General features: G+C 71.5%; 16 protein-coding genes. 5 read left to right on the forward strand and 11 right to left on the reverse strand.

Annotated elements, in window-relative coordinates:
• Nucleotides 1-7 precede the first annotated feature (7 nt).
• Nucleotides 8-703 (forward strand): TetR/AcrR family transcriptional regulator, encoded by a 696-nt coding sequence (locus ACZ7PG_RS38020; protein ID WP_470244025.1) that lies wholly within the window; start codon nt 8-10, stop codon nt 701-703.
• Nucleotides 704-970: 267 nt separating this feature from the next.
• Nucleotides 971-3,193, forward strand: coding sequence for a glycoside hydrolase family 15 protein (locus ACZ7PG_RS38025; protein WP_470244026.1), 2,223 nt, complete (start codon nt 971-973; stop codon nt 3,191-3,193).
• Here the strand turns inward: ACZ7PG_RS38025 and ACZ7PG_RS38030 are convergent.
• The 5 genes from ACZ7PG_RS38030 to ACZ7PG_RS38050 form a co-directional block, all read right to left on the reverse strand.
• Complete coding sequence (locus ACZ7PG_RS38030) at nt 3,181-4,050, reverse strand: hypothetical protein (protein ID WP_470244027.1); 870 nt, start codon at nt 4,048-4,050, stop codon at nt 3,181-3,183. The genes ACZ7PG_RS38025 and ACZ7PG_RS38030 overlap by 13 nt on opposite strands.
• Nucleotides 4,047-5,375, reverse strand: a complete 1,329-nt coding sequence (locus ACZ7PG_RS38035; protein WP_470244028.1) for a hypothetical protein — start codon at nt 5,373-5,375, stop codon at nt 4,047-4,049. The genes ACZ7PG_RS38030 and ACZ7PG_RS38035 overlap by 4 nt, the downstream gene beginning before the upstream one ends.
• Complete coding sequence (locus ACZ7PG_RS38040) at nt 5,368-5,673, reverse strand: DUF6403 family protein (protein ID WP_470244029.1); 306 nt, start codon at nt 5,671-5,673, stop codon at nt 5,368-5,370. Before ACZ7PG_RS38040 ends, ACZ7PG_RS38035 begins: the two co-directional genes overlap by 8 nt.
• Before the next feature lie 89 nt (nt 5,674-5,762).
• Nucleotides 5,763-6,632, reverse strand: coding sequence for an NAD(+)/NADH kinase (locus ACZ7PG_RS38045; protein ID WP_470244030.1), 870 nt, complete (start codon nt 6,630-6,632; stop codon nt 5,763-5,765).
• On the reverse strand, nt 6,629-7,630 hold the full coding sequence (locus tag ACZ7PG_RS38050; protein ID WP_470244031.1) for an SPFH domain-containing protein: 1,002 nt from the start codon (nt 7,628-7,630) through the stop codon (nt 6,629-6,631). Before ACZ7PG_RS38050 ends, ACZ7PG_RS38045 begins: the two co-directional genes overlap by 4 nt.
• A gap of 83 nt (nt 7,631-7,713) precedes the next feature.
• Here ACZ7PG_RS38050 and ACZ7PG_RS38055 point away from each other — a divergent pair, with 83 nt between their 5' ends.
• Both ACZ7PG_RS38055 and ACZ7PG_RS38060 read left to right on the forward strand, forming a co-directional pair.
• A complete protein-coding gene (locus tag ACZ7PG_RS38055; RefSeq protein WP_470244032.1) occupies nt 7,714-8,391 on the forward strand; it encodes an NUDIX hydrolase in 678 nt (225 codons plus the stop codon).
• Between the two features lie 18 nt (nt 8,392-8,409).
• Entirely contained in the window at nt 8,410-8,733 is a 324-nt protein-coding gene (locus tag ACZ7PG_RS38060; protein ID WP_470244033.1) for a hypothetical protein, read from the forward strand.
• A 6-nt stretch (nt 8,734-8,739) separates the two neighbouring features.
• On the opposite strand, the gene ACZ7PG_RS38065 is transcribed toward ACZ7PG_RS38060, so the two are convergent.
• Entirely contained in the window at nt 8,740-9,876 is a 1,137-nt protein-coding gene (locus ACZ7PG_RS38065) for an FAD-dependent monooxygenase (RefSeq protein ID WP_470244034.1), read from the reverse strand.
• Between the two features lie 90 nt (nt 9,877-9,966).
• Here ACZ7PG_RS38065 and ACZ7PG_RS38070 point away from each other — a divergent pair, with 90 nt between their 5' ends.
• Nucleotides 9,967-10,662 (forward strand): TetR family transcriptional regulator, encoded by a 696-nt coding sequence (locus ACZ7PG_RS38070; RefSeq protein WP_470244035.1) that lies wholly within the window; start codon nt 9,967-9,969, stop codon nt 10,660-10,662.
• Between the two features lie 19 nt (nt 10,663-10,681).
• On the opposite strand, the gene ACZ7PG_RS38075 is transcribed toward ACZ7PG_RS38070, so the two are convergent.
• From ACZ7PG_RS38075 to ACZ7PG_RS38095, 5 genes are read right to left on the reverse strand one after another with little or no spacing between them, the layout of a single operon-like run.
• Nucleotides 10,682-11,275: a hypothetical protein gene (locus ACZ7PG_RS38075; RefSeq protein ID WP_470244036.1), complete on the reverse strand. Its 594-nt coding sequence runs from the start codon at nt 11,273-11,275 to the stop codon at nt 10,682-10,684.
• Nucleotides 11,276-11,312: 37 nt separating this feature from the next.
• On the reverse strand, nt 11,313-14,150 hold the full coding sequence (locus ACZ7PG_RS38080) for a glycoside hydrolase family 2 TIM barrel-domain containing protein (RefSeq protein WP_470244037.1): 2,838 nt from the start codon (nt 14,148-14,150) through the stop codon (nt 11,313-11,315).
• A gap of 9 nt (nt 14,151-14,159) precedes the next feature.
• Complete coding sequence (locus ACZ7PG_RS38085; RefSeq protein ID WP_470244038.1) at nt 14,160-14,975, reverse strand: carbohydrate ABC transporter permease; 816 nt, start codon at nt 14,973-14,975, stop codon at nt 14,160-14,162.
• Complete coding sequence (locus tag ACZ7PG_RS38090) at nt 14,972-15,910, reverse strand: carbohydrate ABC transporter permease (protein ID WP_470244039.1); 939 nt, start codon at nt 15,908-15,910, stop codon at nt 14,972-14,974. The genes ACZ7PG_RS38085 and ACZ7PG_RS38090 overlap by 4 nt, the downstream gene beginning before the upstream one ends.
• Complete coding sequence (locus ACZ7PG_RS38095) at nt 15,910-17,184, reverse strand: ABC transporter substrate-binding protein (protein ID WP_470244040.1); 1,275 nt, start codon at nt 17,182-17,184, stop codon at nt 15,910-15,912. Before ACZ7PG_RS38095 ends, ACZ7PG_RS38090 begins: the two co-directional genes overlap by 1 nt.
• Nucleotides 17,185-17,210 lie beyond the last annotated feature (26 nt).

Raw genomic sequence — 17,210 nt, forward strand, 5'->3', positions numbered from 1 at the left:
CGGAACCATGGCAACGAAGACGGCACTGGACACCCGCGAGCGAATCCTCGAAGCAGCAGCGGCGCTCCTGGTGGCAGAGGGCCGCGACGGCCTGTCGACCAGAGCGGTGAGCGCGGCGGCGGGCGTCCAGCCCCCGGCGCTGTACCGCCTGTTCGGCGACAAGGACGGCCTACTGGACGCGGTAGCGGCGTACGGGTTCGACGAGTACCTGACAAGCAAGCGAGAACTGGGTTCGACGGGCGACGCGGTAGAGGATCTCCGCCGAGGCTGGGACCTCCACGTCGAGTTCGGCTTGTCCCGCCCGGAGTTCTACGTACTGATGTACGGCGACGCGCGCCCCGGCCGCACATCGCCGGCAGCACGCGAAGCGGAGGCGATGCTGCGAAGCATCGTCGAGCGAGTAGCGGAGGCAGGACGCCTGCGGGTGAGCGTCGAACGCGCAGCAAGACTGGTACACGCAACGGGCATGGGAGTGGTCCTGAACCTGATCGCAACGCCGGAGGGGGAGCGCGACCAGGAGTTGTCGCCAACGGCCCGAGAGACGGTACTGACCCGAATCCTGACAGGAGCAGAGGAGCCACAGGGCTCCGACCTGCCAGAGCGAGCAATAGCACTGCGAGCAGGCCTGGACGGCGCGAAGGCGCTGAGCGAAGCGGAGCGAGTCCTGATGGCAGAGTGGCTGGACCGCATAGCCGACGCCTAAGCACGCACCGGGCGGGCACCCAGACCCTCCCCGCAACCCCGATCCGAAGCCCCAACACGGCCGCCGCCACCGGGTCAAGGCATCTTTCCCGCCTTGACGCGGTCGCGCCGGCCGTAGTCACAATCGGGCATCGGGGTGGCGGAGAACCCAGAAGGTCCCCGAGACCTGAATCGATCCAGCCCGATCGGACATTGCCTGTCATCCCCAAAGAGCCCAATATGTTGCGGCCCACAACATATCGAACGACAACGCCGTCGGAGGGTCTCGATGATCAGGTGGAAAGCAGTCCTGGCCTGCGCGGGAGCAGGAATCCTCCTAGCCGCAGCCCTACCAGGAACGGCCCAAGCGACGGGCACGGCAACAGACTGCTGCGGCGGAGGAGCCTCCTGGGCAACGGGCAACAAATCAGCCCTGGGCACCTCGACGACAACATCGAGCCCAGTCTGGTTCACGATCGCCGACGGAGTGACATCCGAAGTCTTCTACCCCCGAGCCGACATCCCGAACATGCAGGACATGCAGTTCGTGATCACCGACGGCACAACGTTCGTAGACCTGGAGCGCGACGCCACCAACCACGTAGTGACGATGCCCGACGAGAAAGCCCTCCAGTACACGGTCACCAACACGGCGAAGAGCGGCAAATACCGCATCACCACCGACTACATCACCGACCCGGCCCGAGCGACGCTCGTCCGGAACACCCGATTCCAGTCCCTGGACGGCGGAACCTACCGCCTCTACCTCCTGGCCAACCCATCAATGGCCGGCGGCGGCGCGAACGACAACGCGTGGTGGGACGGCACCGGCCTCATCGCGAGCGGAACCGAGACACTATTCGGCGGCACAGCCACCACGGTCGTCTCAGCACTACGCGTCTCGACAGGCTTCACCGCCCACGACAACGGCTACACCGGCGCGGCGAGCGACTGCCTAACCGACCTACGCGCAGACAAAACCCTGAACAACCAGTTCGACAACATCTCCGGAACAGGCAACGCAGTCCAGTGCGGCCAGATCCCGGTAAGCACGGACACGACGTTCACGGTCGCACTGGGCTACGGCGCCACCGCAACAGCAGCCACATCAGCGGCGACCGGCTCTTTGAGCAGCGGCTTCTCCACGGTGGCAACGTCCTACCGCAGCGGCTGGAACTCGTACGTGAGCAGTCTGAAACCCGCCCCGGCGAGCGTCTCCGGCGACACGCAACGACGCCGCTCCTACTACGTCGCGGCAATGGCACTCAAAACCGCCGAGGACAAACAGCACCCGGGCGCAAGCGTCGCAGGCCTCGCGACACCATGGGGCAACTTCACCAACGGCGACCAGCTCAACGACGGCTACCACCGAGTCTGGGGCCGTGACCTCTACCAGCAGGCGACGGGCCTCCTGGCCGCCGGGGACAGCGCCCAGGCCAAGCGCATGGCCCAGTTCCTCTGGAACTCCCAATGGATCGGCAGCCCGACGGCCGGCGACGGCATGACCTACCCGGCAGGCTCCTTCCCCCGCTACAGCCCGGTTTCCGGCGTCACGGGAGCCAGTCCCCAGCAGCTGGGCTGCTGCGAACAGCTCGACCAGGACGCCGACGCGATCCTGCTGGCCTGGCTGACCGGCGTCACCGACGCCTCGACGTACGCCAAGGTCAAGACGACGGCGAACCACATCACCGCGACCGGCCCGGACACGACCGAGCGGTGGGAAGAGCAGTACGGCAAGTCGCCGTCGTCGGTCGCCGCCGAGATCGCCGGGCTGATCGCCGCGGGCGCGATCGGCCGGGCCAACGGCGACACCGCGAGCGCGACGTCGTGGGAGTCCACAGCGGACTCCTGGCGCAACTCCCTGGCCGGCTGGACCGTGACGACGTCCGGCTACTGGGGCGGGCACACCTACTACGAACGGCTCGACCGCGCCGGGAACCCGAACGACGGCGCGACGATCTGCTTCGACGAAGGCTGCTTCTACGAACACGACGTCACGGACTTCGGCTTCCTCGACCTGGTGCGGCTCGGCATCCGCCCGGCCGGCGACGCGACGATCGCGAATTCGGTCGCCCCGACCGCGGCGGCGTCCGACGGCAACGCGTCGATGCAGGTGACGCTGCCCAACGGCGACGTCTACTTCCACCGTTACCCGCACGACAACTACGGCGAGAGCACGACGACGTGCAACGGCTGGCCCGCGGGCGGCAGTCAGCGGTTCGGCCGGCTGTGGCCGGTGCTGTCGGGGGAGCGGGGGCAGTACGAACTCGCCAACGGCCGCTCGGCGGTGGTGTACCTGAAGTCCATGGCGGACTCGGCCAACGACGGGTACTTCGTGCCCGAGCAGGTCTGGGACCGCGGTGACGTCGGGTGCTTCGGGCTCGGCCGCCCGACCGGCAGCGCGGGGCCGCTGATGTGGGCCGAGGGTCAGTACCTGCGGCTCGCGCAGAGCATGGACGCGGGCCACAACCTCGACACGCCGTCGATCGTCAAGACCCGCTACGGCACCTGAGCGGCCAGCTTGCGGGTCCGGGTCAGCAGCTTCTCGACCCGGGCCCGCAGCTCCGGCGTCTCCCGGCCGAGATCCGGCAGCAGGTTCGTGTAGTCGGACACGAGGGTCCGGTAGCCGCGCGCGAACTTGCTCTTGCCCCGGTCGCGCGCGTACCGCCGGTCCAGGTCGATGATCTCCTGCGCCAGCACGGCGGCCGCCGCGGCCAGCTCGGTGTGGGCGTCCGCCTCGGCGTCACGGCGTTCGCGGCGGGCGAGCGCGGTCCGGGCGGCTCGGCGGGACGCCAGGTACAGCGCCGCCGCGCCCAGGAGCACCGCCCCGACCGCGGCCGCCGCGACGAGGTACCGCGGCAGCGACGGGCTGACCGTGCGGCCGCCGTCGGGGATCGAGCCGGTCTTCACGAGGAGGTCGTAGTTGACGACCATCACCTTCAGCGCGTCGACGGGCCGGTCGGTGAACGCGTCGATGCCGTTGCCGATCATCGACTCCGCGACGAACGCCTTGCCGAAGTTCTCGTCGTCCCCGCCGGGCAGCCGGGAACAGCCGTACTTCTTGTAGTCGTCACCGTCGCGGCTGAGCATCACGGCGAGGGTGCCGTCGGCCGCGCCGCCCAGGCTGTCGCACGCTTCGCTCAGGTCGGTGCCCGGTTCGAGGAACGCGACGACGAGCCGCCGGTTGCCGATCACGCGTTCGGCGGCGGGCTGGTCGAGGGTGACTCCGGGCGCGGTGTAGACCGACGCCGTCCGCAGCTGCCGGGCGACCGGACCGTCGAAGATCCCGGCCGACCACACCGCCCAGCCGGCGAGGACCAGGCAGCCGAGCACCGCGACGCCGAACGCGGAACCGAAGAGCCGTTTCACGCCAGCCTCCCCTGCAGGAACGCCGCCGGCCGGTAGTCGGCGCGGCCCAGCAGCCCGGCCGCGGTGTCCAATTCGGACTCCGCGTGGTCGAGCAGGCCGTGCACGTGCCGGTCCGGCAGCTTGTCGTCGAACGCTGCGCGGGCGGCTGTCAGCTGGGTGATCCCGCGGGTGAGCGCCGCGGCGGACGGCCCGTCCGTGAGCCCGGAGATCTCGACGGCCAGCGCGGTCAGTCCGGCCAGCCGCGCCGGGACGCCGGTCCGGACGAGCCGGCGGCCCGGCCGCAGCACCCGCCGGGCGGACAGCGCGAGGAACCCGACCGCGCAGCCGGCGAACAGCCACGGCAGCGCTGGCAGCGCGACCCGCAGCGGGTCGAACGGGGTGTAGGGCAGCGGCCGGTCGAACAGCCCGGCGTAGCGGATGGCCGTGACCCGGTCGAGCCACGCGCCCAGGACGTTGCGCTGCGGGTAGGCGTACTCGCTGAGCCGGTCGGCGAACTGGCCGTAGAAGCTCGCCGTCGCGACGTCGGAGAAGGCGGCGGCCGACGGCCCGTCGTACTCGACCCACGAGCCGTACAGCACGACGATCGGGCGGCCGGGGAACTCCCGCGCCAGCGCCGGTCCGAAGTGGACCAACGGCCGGTCGGCGGGCTGCTGCGGCAGCGCGACGTACAACGGTTGTGCGCCGGGGAACGCGGCCGTCGTCGCGGGGGCGTCCTTCAGCGTCGCTCCCGGCGCGATGAACCGGCCGGTGCCGCGCAGCGCCGTGGTGGCCGTGGCGAGCTCCTCGGCCGTCGGGTCGCGCCGGGCGATCGCGGCCTGGTCCGGCGGCTCGGGCCGGTGGTTCAGGTGGGCGATCAGCGTCGTCAGCGACTCGGTGACGTCGCCGGTGGCGAACTGGCGGATCCACTCGGTGCCGCGATCGGCCGACGCCTGGAGAAACCCGCCACTGACCTCGGTGCCGATCACGCGGACGGTCGCGTCGTCGACGTCCCGCACCCGGTCACGCGCCTCTTTCGGCAGGCCCGGCGGCGCGACGAGGATCCGGTAGGCGGTGCCGCCGGCCGCGGCCTTCACGGCCTGGTCGTCCCAGGTCGCGATCGAGCCCGGCAGCCGCACGACCGGGGAGGCCTTGACCATCGCCGTCAGCTGCTCGGCCGAAGGCACGGTCGCGCCGCTCAGCTCACCGGCCGAACCTTCGGGGATCGGGTCCGTCGCCGCCGGTGCCTGGCCGTAGCTGACCGCGGTGCTCTGCTGCTGCACGAGGAGGAACGTCACCAGCACGGCGACGGCCGCGGCGAGCAGGACCCAGCGAATCCGGTCAGCCACGGGCGGCCGTCCGCCAGAGCGCGTCGGCGCGGCGCGCGTGGTCTTCGGCCGCCTGGGCCGCACGCGGACCGCCGTGCGCGGCGGCGATGGTCTCTGCCCGGGTCAGCAGCTGCTCGGCTTCCGGCAGGGGAGCGGCCGCCGCGTCGCGGCTCACGGCGGCGCTGTCGATCGCCGCCCGCGCGGCCGACCAGGCGGTCCGCCGGCGCAGGTCCCGATCCCGCCACCGCGGCACGGCGACCACGCCGAACCCGGCGACGGCGACCACCACCGCGGCGAGCACCCACACCACCCACGTCATCCCGGCCACCTCCGATCTCCGGCGAGGAGATCATTCTGGCTGCCGGTGGCCGCGAGTGTGACAACGTTGCCGCATTGTGTCCCGGTCGGTCACCGGACCAAGTGGACAGTCTTCGCGGCGGGGACGAACGTCGCCGTCTGGCCGCGGGTGAGGGCGACCTTGTCGGCTTCGAGGCCGTCGCCGAACGCGACCAGGCGGTCGGATTCGACCTCGACGGTCAGCGGCGCCGACGTCAGGTCTCCTTCGGTGCACGTGGTTCCGGTCGTCGGGGACGGCCACGCCTCGCGCACGAACCAGACCAGCCGGGCCTCGCCGGGGGCGGGCAGCCGGAGCCCGCTCGCGCGTTCCCGCCACACCGAGCCGCACCAGCCGGTCGCGCCGGTGCCCGTCCCGACCAGGATTCCCGACGACGCCTGGCGCTCCGCCGGCCCGCCACCGACCCCCAGCCGGTAGCGGGCCGTCTGGTGCCCGGCGTGGCCCAGGTAGATCTCGTTGAGCGCGAGCAGCCGCTGGCCGTCGTCCGCGGTGAGCTCGGCCATCGTCCGGTGCTCGACGTCGCCGGTGGACCGCACCAGGTTCGCGACGGCGGCCGCGGGGTGCTTGACGAGGACGCCGGGCGCGCCGGGCGTCACGCCGATCACCGGCTGGCCGTCGAGGTACTTGGCGACGTTGGCGATCAGCCCGTCCTGCCCGACCACCACGACGACGTCCTCCGGGGTGAACAGGAAGCGGTCGAGGTCCGCCCGTTCGACCTCGCCGCGGCGCCAGTCGAGCGGGATCGCCGCCGACGCTGTGGCGAGCGCCGCGCGCACGGCGGCGTCCGCCTCGGTCACCTCGGCCAGGTCACGGCCGCGCGTGCGTAGGAAGAACTCCGCCTGGCCGCGCGTGCCGTGCCGGGCGAGCAGCTCGTCGAGCTCGGTGCGCCGGTGCACCAGCACGACGCGCGGGGCGAGGCTCACGACCGCACACCCAGCTTGGTCAGCAGCGGGGCGAGCAGATCCGGGGTCACCGTGAGACTGTCGATCTGCGGCAGGTTGCCGGCCAGCTCCTTCAGCGCCAGCCCGGTGAGCACGCCCTCGGGCAGGTCGCGGTACGCCGCGAGCCGCGCCGTCTCGCCGGCCGCCTCCGCCTCGCCCAGCAGCCGCTTGCCTTCGGCTTCCACGAGCGTCAGCCGCTCCTTGCGCGACGCCTGCGCCTCGGTCTCGATCCGGTTCGCCGCCGCGGCTTCTTCGGCCTGCCGGCGGGCGTTCGCGCCGCGCTGGGTGACCAGCTGCTCTTCGCGGCGCGCCAGCTCGATCTGGTTCTGCAGCTCGTTCTCCCCGATCGCGCGTTCGCGTTCGACGGCCAGCGCGCGCCGTTCGAAGGTCGCCCGGTCGGCTTCCTGCTGCACCTTTTCCCGCGCGGTCGTCTGCAGCGCCTTCTCGACCTCCGGCTCGGCCCGGATGGCGACGACGCGGACGTCGACGACCGCCGAGCCGGTCTGCGCGAGCCGGGTGTCCTCCTCGGCGAGCCCGGCGCGGATCCGGTCGCGGACCGCCCGGACGCCGTCGACCAGCGCGGTCTCCAGGGGAGTGCGGGTCAGTACCTCGACGGCGTACTGCTGGACGTTCTCGGTGAGCAGCCCGCTGATCTGGGCGAGCGGGTCGCTTCTCCAGCGCCCGGTGTCGGGGTCGATGGAGAAGTCGATCCGCTGTGCGGCCAGCGAGGGATCCTCGATCCGGAAGGTCAGCGCGAGCTGCACGGTGACGTCCTGGAAGTCGGCCGTGCGGGCGTGGAACAGCAGCGGCAGCTCGCGGTCGTCGACCGGGACCTCCGAGACGACCGCGGTGAGCGGCCGGTACCAGAACGACAGCCCGACGCCGTCGTGCGCGAGCTTGCCGCGGCGGTAGTGGCGGATGTGCACGGTGGGTGCGCCACGCAGGTGCCGGAACCCGAAGCGGCGGTCGATGTCGGCCATGAGCCCTCCTCTTATCGTCGGTGTGACGATATGCGGAACACGCCCTAATCGTCAAGCTGACGATTAGCGGGTAGGGTGGTGGCATGGGTCACCCGCCGTTCGCCGTCACCGTCGACCTCGTCGTGCTCACCCTGACCGGGGACGAGCTGTGCGCGCTGGTCGTGCGCCGGGGAGTCGAGCCGTACAAAGGGGAGTGGGCGCTGCCGGGCGGGTTCGTCCACGCGGACGAAGACCTCTCGGACGCGGCGCGCCGGGAACTGGCGGAGGAGACGGGACTGGCGCCGGGGACCGTCCACATCGAACAGCTCGCCGGCTACGGCGCCCCGGACCGGGACCCGCGGATGCGCGTGGTGACGGTCGCCTACCTGGCGCTGGCCCCGAACCTGCCGACCCCGAGCGCGGGCACGGACGCGGCGGAGGCCCGCTGGACCCCGGTGCGGTCCCTGACCGGCGAGCACCTGGCGTTCGACCACGACCGCATCCTCGCCGACGGCCTCGAGCGGGCCCGGGCGAAACTCGAGTATTCGCCGCTGGCGACGGCGTTCTGCGCACCGGAGTTCACGGTGGCCGAGCTGCGGCGAGTGTACGAGCTGGTGTGGGACACGCGCCTGGACCCGCGCAACTTCCACCGCAAGGTCACGGGCGCCGAGGGGCTGCTGGAGCCGACGGGCCACACGACGACCCGCGACGGCGGCCGGCCGGCCCAGCTGTACCGGCGGGGGAAGGCGGAGCTGCTGTACCCGCCGATGCTGCGAAGCTGACCGGAGAAGGGGACTGCCGTGGGTGACCGTAAGGCCGAGCCGATCGCGCACTGGGGGTTCGCCGCCGACACGGCCGAGAGCTGGGTGTGGGGACAGCTCCTCCTGCGTGCCGACGGCGTGCTGCTGCGCCGCTACGGCGGCTCCAGTTACGACGGGATGACGACCTACCGCTACCGGCCCTGGGGCGAAGTGCCGTGGTGGCCCGGCATCACCGACCGCGACGAGGCGATCCGCACCCTGCGCGGCCGCGGCTACGACCTGACCGAGCCCGGCCCGGTACCGCCCGACCAGGACTCGGCGGGCCCCTTCCCCGGTCCGCCGAAACGGGCCGAGCCGATCTGATCGGCCCTAGGCGGCGCGGGCGGGCACCAGCCGCCGTGCGGCCGTCACCAAGGGCAGCAGGCGCGTTCCGAAGTTGCGGGCCACCAGCCCTCCCCGCGTCGCCGGGATCAGCAGGGCCGCGGCCGTGGAAACGTTGCGCTGCTTGGGTTCCACCAGCTTCCGGTGCGCTTCCTGGTACCGGCGGAACGCCGACGCCGCATCACCCGGCGTCCGGCCCAGCTCCTCGGCGAGGGTGTACGCGCCCGCCATCGCCAGCGTCGAACCGTCGCCGAACAGGGACACGCACGACGCCGCGTCGCCGGCCAGGGCGATCCGCCCCTTCGCCCAGCCGTCCATCCGCACGCGGCTCACCGAGTCCAGGTACAGGTCGTCCGCCTCGCGCACGCGCTCCAGCAGTTCCGGCACCCGCCACCCCGCCCCCTGGTACGCCGAAGCGAGCATGCGCTTGTGCAGCGCCGCATCCCGGTGGTCGAAGCCCGGCACGGCGTCGCCGCGGAACATGAACGCCGCGATTCCCTTGCCGCGCGCCGGGTGCACCGCGACCGCGCGGCCGGGCGAGTTGTACATCACCAGCTCCGTGCGGTCGGCCGGCGGCTCGGCCAGCGGCAGCGTCGCGATGTAGACGCCCATGTGCTCGACGAACGCGTGCTCCGGGCCGAACGCCAGCCGCCGCACGGCCGAGTGCAGGCCGTCCGCACCGATCACCAGGTCGAAGCGCCGCGGAGCACCTCGCTCGAACGTGACGTCGACGCCGCCGTCGTCCTGGTGCAGCTCGGTGATCGAGTCGTGGAAGACGAACTCGGTGTCTTCCCGCGCGGCGCCGTGCAGGATCGCCGCGAGGTCGGTGCGGGGCAGCTCGATGCCGGCGTCGCCGCCCATCGTGACCCGGCCGGTGCGCCGGCCCGCGTCGTCGACGAACTTCAACGACGTCACGGCGGTGGCCGCTTCCCGCAGCTTCGCGGTGATGCCCATGCGGTCGGCGACGTGGGCGGCTGCTCCGCGGACGTCGACCGGGCTGCCGCTCGAGCGCAGCCCGGCGGCGCGCTCGACCACGGTCGGCCGGAAGCCCGCGCGGGCCAGCCAGTACGCCAGCGTCGGCCCGGCGACGCCCGCGCCGGAGATCAGTACGGTCTGCTCGGTCATGGTGGTTACCCCCATCAAGGTCCTGACCATCGGTCAGTGCCGACCGTACGCTCCTGTCCGACGGTCAGGCAAGGGGGTTAGGCTCGGTCCATGACCGACGACACCCGCGCCCGGATCCTGCGCGCCGCGCTCGAGGAGTTCTCCGAGCGCGGCTTCCACGCGACGTCGGTCCGGGAGCTGGCCGAACGCGTCGGCGTCACCAAGACCGCGGTGCTGTACCACTTCCCCGGCAAGGCCGACATCGTGACGGCGCTGGCCCAACCCCTCCTGGACGACCTCGAAGCGACCATGACGAAGGCCGCGGACGCCGCCGACCCCCGCGCGGCGGCGATCGAGGGCCTCCTCGGCGTGTGGCTCGACCACCGCTACCTGCTCCGGATGAACCTGCGCGACCTCGGGATGACCGCGTCGAAGGTCGTGTTCGAGCGGTTCCGCGACGGCATGCTCCAGGCGAACCAGCTGGTGGCGGGCCCGGACGCGGACCTGGCCGGCCGGGTCCGCGCGGCGCAGGCGATCGCGATGCTCAGCGACCCGGTGGTCCTGTTCGCCGACGCCCCGGTGGACGAGCTGCGCGCCGCGGTCCTCGACGGCGTCGACCGCCTGTACGCGCCGGCCGAGCCGGCGGACCGGCCCCGCGCCCGCCGCGGCCGGCCGCCGGTGATGAGCCCGGAGACCATTGAGGCGGCCCGCCGCCTCTACGACGCGGGCCACGCGCCGGCCGACATCGCGACAGCGCTGGGCGTCTCCCGCGCCACGATCTACCGGCACCTGCCCGGCGTCGAATAATGAGACGCCTTAATGAGACTTATTGAGACGTCACCTCGATGGCGGGCAACGCCGCCAGCTGGGCGGAGGTCAGCTTCGACGCCGCCTCGAAGACCTTCTGCTGGTGCTCCTTGATCCGCTCGTCCACCCGGCGGCTCAGCTCGAAGGCCAGCCGTCCGGTCTGGCGGACCGTGACGTCGTCCACCAGCGGCCGCACCGCCGACGTGATGACCACTCCCGAGGCTTCCCCGGCCGGGGATTGTGAGACGCCCACCGAGTAGGTCTCGCGCGGGTTGACCGGTCCGTCGATCGAGAAGTCCCGGATCCGGCCGAGCAGCGCGTGCCACTCGGCGATCTCGCCCGGCACCTCGGTGGCCTTGACGTCGTCCACGGTCAGGCCCATCCCGCGGTCGCCGGTGCGGAAACACCGGGCGTAGGAGTTCAGCGCCGACACCCACAGCGCCTCGACGAGCACCGCGTCCACGCGCGGGTGGGCCAGCTCCGCCACCAGCCGTTCGCAGCACTTGAGCGTGAACTGCAGGTCGTCGAAGATCGCGACGAGGTCGGCCAGGCCCAGCGCGCCGGGCGTGGTGAGCTGCCGGGCGCTCGACGGGGCGGTCGTGGAAGAGGACATCCGTCAACGACACCGCATCCGGGAGCGTCCCGGGGTCTCAATTTGCGACACCACCCGCCACGGGCTGCAGCGAAAGGGTGAACGACGTCTTCTGCGGCACCAGCCGGTACGGCGGCAGCACCCCGGGCCCGCAGGCCGCCGTCCCGAGCCCGTGCTGGGCCGCGTCCAGCGTCAGGTGCACCAGCGACCCGGACTCCAGCTCGTCCGTGTGCCGCGCCGCCTCCAGGGCCGCCGCCGTCCAGCGGCGCGCCGTGAAGTCGAACGTGGGGTCGCCGTCGACGCGGAGGCCCGTGCCATCGGGGTCCGTCAGGGCGGCCCAGCGCACCGCGGTGCGGTTTCCGTTCTCCTGCGGGTAGACGTACGGCGTCTGCAGGCCGTCGACGCTGCTCGAGAACCGCCCGATCCGCACCGCCTGGCAGCTGTCCGGATACGCCTCGCCGGGGCCGTCGCCGAACCACTCCGCCGAGCCGAACGTGCCCGGGACCGCCATCGCCAGGCCGAGCCGGGGGAGCGTGCCGGGGAAGTCGCCGTCGGGGGTGACGTCCACGCGCAGTCGCAGGCCGCCGTCGAACGCCGTCCACGTGTAGTCCGCGAACAGGCCGAACGGCTGGGCCGGCGGGGCGACCCGGGTCCGCACCACGAGTTCGTCGCCGTCGGCATCGACGGTGATCACGCGGTGCTGCATCCGGTGCAACCCGGCTTCGAGCCACTGCGACGCCTCGGACGGCCCGGGGGACGACCCGCGGTCGTTGTCCGTCGTCGCGCGCCAGACGTCGAGCCGCGGACCCCGGATCGGATGCCCGCCGAGTGACGTCAGCAGGCCGGTCACCGCGTCGAACTCGCCGGCCCCGAGGACGAGCTGCCCGGACGTGCGGAACACCGGCCCGCGCGCCGGCGGCGAAGGCCGGGCGGGTGCCGCCGACACCGGCAGCTGCCCCCAGCCGACGACGTGCCCGGCAGGCGCCCACGCGGTCGACGAGGCCAGCGACGCCGACACGGTCAGCCAGGATTCGCCGCGGGTGGGCGGCAACGACGGCAGCGCCAGAGTCGCACTCTGTCCGGAGTGGACCGCCGGAACATCGAGGACGCCCCGGGCGACGGCGGTTCCCTCGTCCTCGAGCACCCAGGTGAACCGCAGGTGCCCGGTGCCGGCGAAGTCGTAGTGGTTCTCGATCAAGACACCGGAGGGGTCCGCGGAGATCCGGACCGGCTCGATGACCTTCGCGAACTCCGTGAGCCCCGGCGACGGTGTCCGGTCCGGGAAGAGCAGGCCGTCGATGACGAAGTTGCCGTCGTGGATAGGCTCGCCGAAGTCGCCGCCGTACGCGAAGTGGCCCGGCGCGGCGAGGCCGTGGTCGATCCACTCCCAGACGAACCCGCCCTGGCAGTTCGGGTACCGCTCGAACAGCTCGCGGTACTCCAGCAGGCCGCCCGGCCCGTTGCCCATCGCGTGCGCGTACTCGCACAGCACGAACGGCAGGTCCCGGCGCCGCTCGTTGTCGTCGTCGCGACGGCCGATCCGCTCCACTTCGGACGGTGTCGCGTACATGCGGCTGTGGACGTCCACATAGGAGCAGTCGTGGTCGCCCTCGTAGTGCACCGGTCGCGTCGGGTCGCGGTGGCGCACCCACTCGGCCATCCGCGCGAGGTTGTCGCCGGTGTGACTCTCGTTGCCCAGCGACCAGAGGATCACGCTCGGCCGGTTCTTGTCCCGCTCGACGGTGCGCCGCATCCGGTCCAGGTAGGCGTCCGTCCACATCGGCTCGGAGCTCGGGTTGCGGTCCCAGCCGAGCGGCCCGAAGCCGTGGGTCTCCAGGTCGCACTCGTCGACCACCCACAGGCCGTACTCGTCGCACAGCTCGAGGAACGCCGGGTCCGGCGGGTAGTGGCTGGTCCGGACGGCGTTGACGTTGTGCCGCTTCATCAGCAGGACGTCGGCCAGCGCGGTCTCGCGCGAGACGACGCGCCCGGTGCGCGGGTCGTGCTCGTGCCGGTTCACCCCGCGCAGCAGCAGGCGGCGGCCGTTGACCTTGAGCTGACCGTCCTCGATGGACACCGTCCGGAAGCCGATCCGCACCGGCACGCGTTCGGCCACAGTGGACAGCGTCCCGTCGTACAGGCGGGGCGTCTCGGCGCTCCACGGCTCGACGGGGAGTTCCAGCGGCTCTCCGGCCGGGTGGCCGGCGACGCCCAGCGACGGGATGTCCAGCACGACGTCGGCGCCGGCCTCGACCCGGACCGTGCCCAGGCCGGTCGTGTGGTCGTAGTCCGCGCGGACCCAGAAGTCGCCGATGCCGCCCAGCGGCCGCGCCAGCAGCGTGACCGACCGGAAGATGCCGGAGAGCCACCACATGTCCTGGTCTTCGAGGTAGCTGCCCGCCGACCACTGGTGCACGCGCACGACAAGGACGTTGTCCCGCGGCCGAAGGAGGGGCCCGACCTCGAACTCCGACGGCAGCCGGCTGCCCTTCGTGACGCCGAGCTCGGTGCCGTTGAGCCAGATCCGGCCGCAGGAGTCGATCCCGTCGAAGCGCAGCAGCGCCGAGCCGGACGGCCAGTCCGCGGGCAGGTCGAACCGCAGCCGGTGGTCGCCGGTCGGGTTCTCCGACGGCACGTGCGGCGGGTCGACCGGAAACGGGTAGTGCACGTTGGTGTAGGCGGGCTTGCCGTGCCCGTGCAGCTGCCACAGCGACGGCACCGGCAGCTCGTCCCAGCCCGAGTCGTCCGCGTCGAGGGGGTCGGGGGCGGCCGCGAGGCTCGGCGAGAGCCGGAAGCGCCACGTGCCGTTCAAGGACAGCGATGGAGCGTCGGAGCTGAAGGCCGCGCGCGGGGGCACCGAACCGTGGCCTGGGCCCGGGTCTTCGACGTACGACATGGAGTCCTTTCAGCCCTTGAGGGCACCGGCGGCGATGTTGCGGACGAAGTGGCGGGCCCCGAAGGTGAAGACGACGACCAGCGGCACGATCGCGACCAGCGTGCCCGCCATGACGACGCTGTAGTCCTTGACGTACAGGCCGTTCAGCTGCGAGAGCGCGACCTGGAGCGTCACGTGGTTCGAGTCGATCAGCACGACCAGCGGCCACAGGTAGTCGTTCCAGGCGTTGACGAACGTGAAGATGCCGAGGAACGCCAGCGCCGGACGCAGCACCGGCAGGGCGACCGAAAGGTAGGTCCGGAAGAAGCCGCAGCCGTCGATCCGGGCGGCCTCCAGGAGCTCGTCCGGAATGGCGGTCTGCGCGTACTGCCGCATCCAGAAGATGCCGAACGCGTTGGCCGCGGCCGGCACGATCAGCGCTTTGAGGTCGCCGACCCAGCCGAGGTGCGCCATGGTCGTGAACTGCGGGATCGCCGAGAGCTGCGTCGGCACGACGAACGTCGCGAGCACCACGCCGAACAGCAGGTTCGCGCCGGGGAAGCGGTACTTGGCGAAGGTGAACGCGGCGAGGGAGTCGAAGAACAGCACCAGCAGCGTCGTCACGACCGCGACGAGCAGCGTGTTGAGCAGCGAGCCGAAGAAGTCGATCTTCGCGAACACCTGGCCGATGTTGTGGAAGAACTCGCCGCCGAACGTCCACGTCGGCGGCGACGAGTAGATGTCCGCGGTCGTGTTCGACGCCATCACGACGAGCCAGTAGTAGGGGAACAGCGTGATCAGCGCACCGAGGATCAGCGCGGTGTAGGTGACGGCGCGTCCGGTCATCGGCCCGCCTTCAGGAAGCCGGGGCGCTGGACCAGCCGCCAGTTGAGGACCGCGAACAGCACCACCACGACGAAGATGCCCCACGCGATCGCGGCGCCGTAGCCGAAGTCGCTGTTCACGAAGGCGTTGTCGTAGAAGTAGAGGACCATCGTCAGGCCCGCCTCGTCCGGGCCGCCGCGGTTGCCGAGCAGGATCTGCGACTCGGTGAAGATCTGCAGGCCGCTGATCGCCGACATCACCACCGAGAACAGCAGGACCGGGCGCAGCAGCGGGAGCGTGATGCGGAAGAACGTCCGCACCGGGCCCGCGCCGTCGACGCGGGCGGCTTCGTACACATCGGACGGCAGCGCCTGCATCCCGGCCAGGAAGATGATCGCGTTGTAGCCGACCCAGCGCCAGACGATCATGATCGAGATCGCGCCGCGGATCGCCCACGGGTCGGTCAGCCACTGCACCGGGTCGATGCCGACGAGGCCGAGGAACCAGTTGAGGATGCCGAACTCGCTGCTGAAGATCGAGCCGAAGACCAGCGACATCGCCACGATCGAGGTCACGTTCGGCAGGAAGTAGGCGATCCGGAGCGCGCCCTTGAACCGGATCGAGGAGTGCAGCCCGACGGCGATCAGCAGGGCCAGCGCGGTCATCGGGACGGTCGACATCACCCAGATGACCAGGGTGTTGCCGAGGGAGTCCCAGAACACCGGGTCGGTCACCAGGAACTGGAAGTTGCCGAGGCCGACGAACTTCATCGGCCCGACGCCGTCCCAGCGCTGCAGGGCGAGGTACAGCGAGTACAGCACCGGGTAGAGGCCGAAGACGGCGAAGAGCACGAAGAACGGCGAGATCGCGAGGTACTGCGGGAGGTACTTGAGCCGTCTGCGACGCGGGGGAGTCGTGACGCGCACCGGCGCTTCGGGACGGGTGAGCGTGGCCATCAGAGCACCCCCTGCCGGGTCAGCAGCCGGTCGACGGCGCGGCGGGCGTCGTCCCAGGCCTGGCCGGGGTCCTTCCCGGCGAGTTCGACGTTGGTGAGCTCGTCGGTGAAGGTGTCGCTGATCGCGATGTCCCATGGGCTGAAGTAGGCCGGCTTGACCTCGCGGGCGGCCCGGCCGAGCACGGCCATCGTGGCTTGCCCGCCGAAGAACGGCTCGGGTTCCAGGAGCCGCGGGTCGGTGAACGCCGCCGGGCTGGTCGGGAAGAGGCCGGCCTCGAGGTAGGAGCGGGGCTGGTTTTCCGGCGAGAGCAGCCAGCGGACGACCTCGAACGCCCGTTCCGGGCGCGGGCAGTACTTCGTGATCGCCAGGAACGACCCGCCCTGGTTGCCCGCGCCGCCGGGAGCGCGGCAGACCCGCCACTTCCCGGCCGTGCCCGGCGCGGACTTCTTGAGCTCGCCGACGATCCACGACGCGTTGACGAAGCTAAGCTCCTTGCCGGAGTTCCAGGCGGCGTGCCGTTCGACCGAGCTGCCGGGGTCCTGCGAACCGGCGTAGCCCGCGGTCAGCCCGGACCGGAACGCGGTGAGCGCGCGGTCCCAGGCGCGGCGGACCTGCGGCGCGTCGCCGAGGTAGGCGTTGTCGCGGGTGAAGTACTTCTGCGGCTCCTGCGCCATCGAGTACGTGTAGACGGTCTTCGTGTCGGTGATCAGGTGCCGGCCGGGCAGCTTCTCCTGCAGCCGTCTCCCGAAGTCGAAGTACGCGTCCCAGGTCGGCACGGCCGCGGCGACGTCGTCCGGCTCGCTGGGGAAGCCGGCTTGGGCGAAGAGGTCGTGCCGGTAGTAGAGGGCGGCCGGGCCGATGTCGATCGGGAAGCCGAGCCGGAACCCGTCCGGGCTCGTGCCGGCCTGCCACTTCCAGGGCAGGTACTGGTCCTTGAGGGCGTCCGCGCCGAGGGTGCGCAGGTCGGTGAAGTGGGCGGTGTCGGCGAAGTAGGTCGCGATGTCGTCGCCGAGCATCGTGATGTCGGGCAGGTACGCCTCGCCGGCGAGGGCGGCCAGCAGTCGCTGCTTGAGCTGGCCGCTGACCTGGGACGGGTACAGCTCACCGAACCGCTTCCCGGCGTCGGCGACGACGGTGTCCGCGAGCCCGCCGCTGGTGTACCAGAGCGTGAGCTTGCCGGGGTTGGCGGTCGTCGGGCTGGTGCAGGAAGCGACTCCGAGCGACGCCGCGCCCAGCGTCGCGGCGGTCAGGAAACCACGTCGAGTCAGCGTCATCGAGGACCCTCCGGCAGTCTGCCGTG

This window comes from Amycolatopsis sp. NPDC114504, from assembly GCF_055633595.1.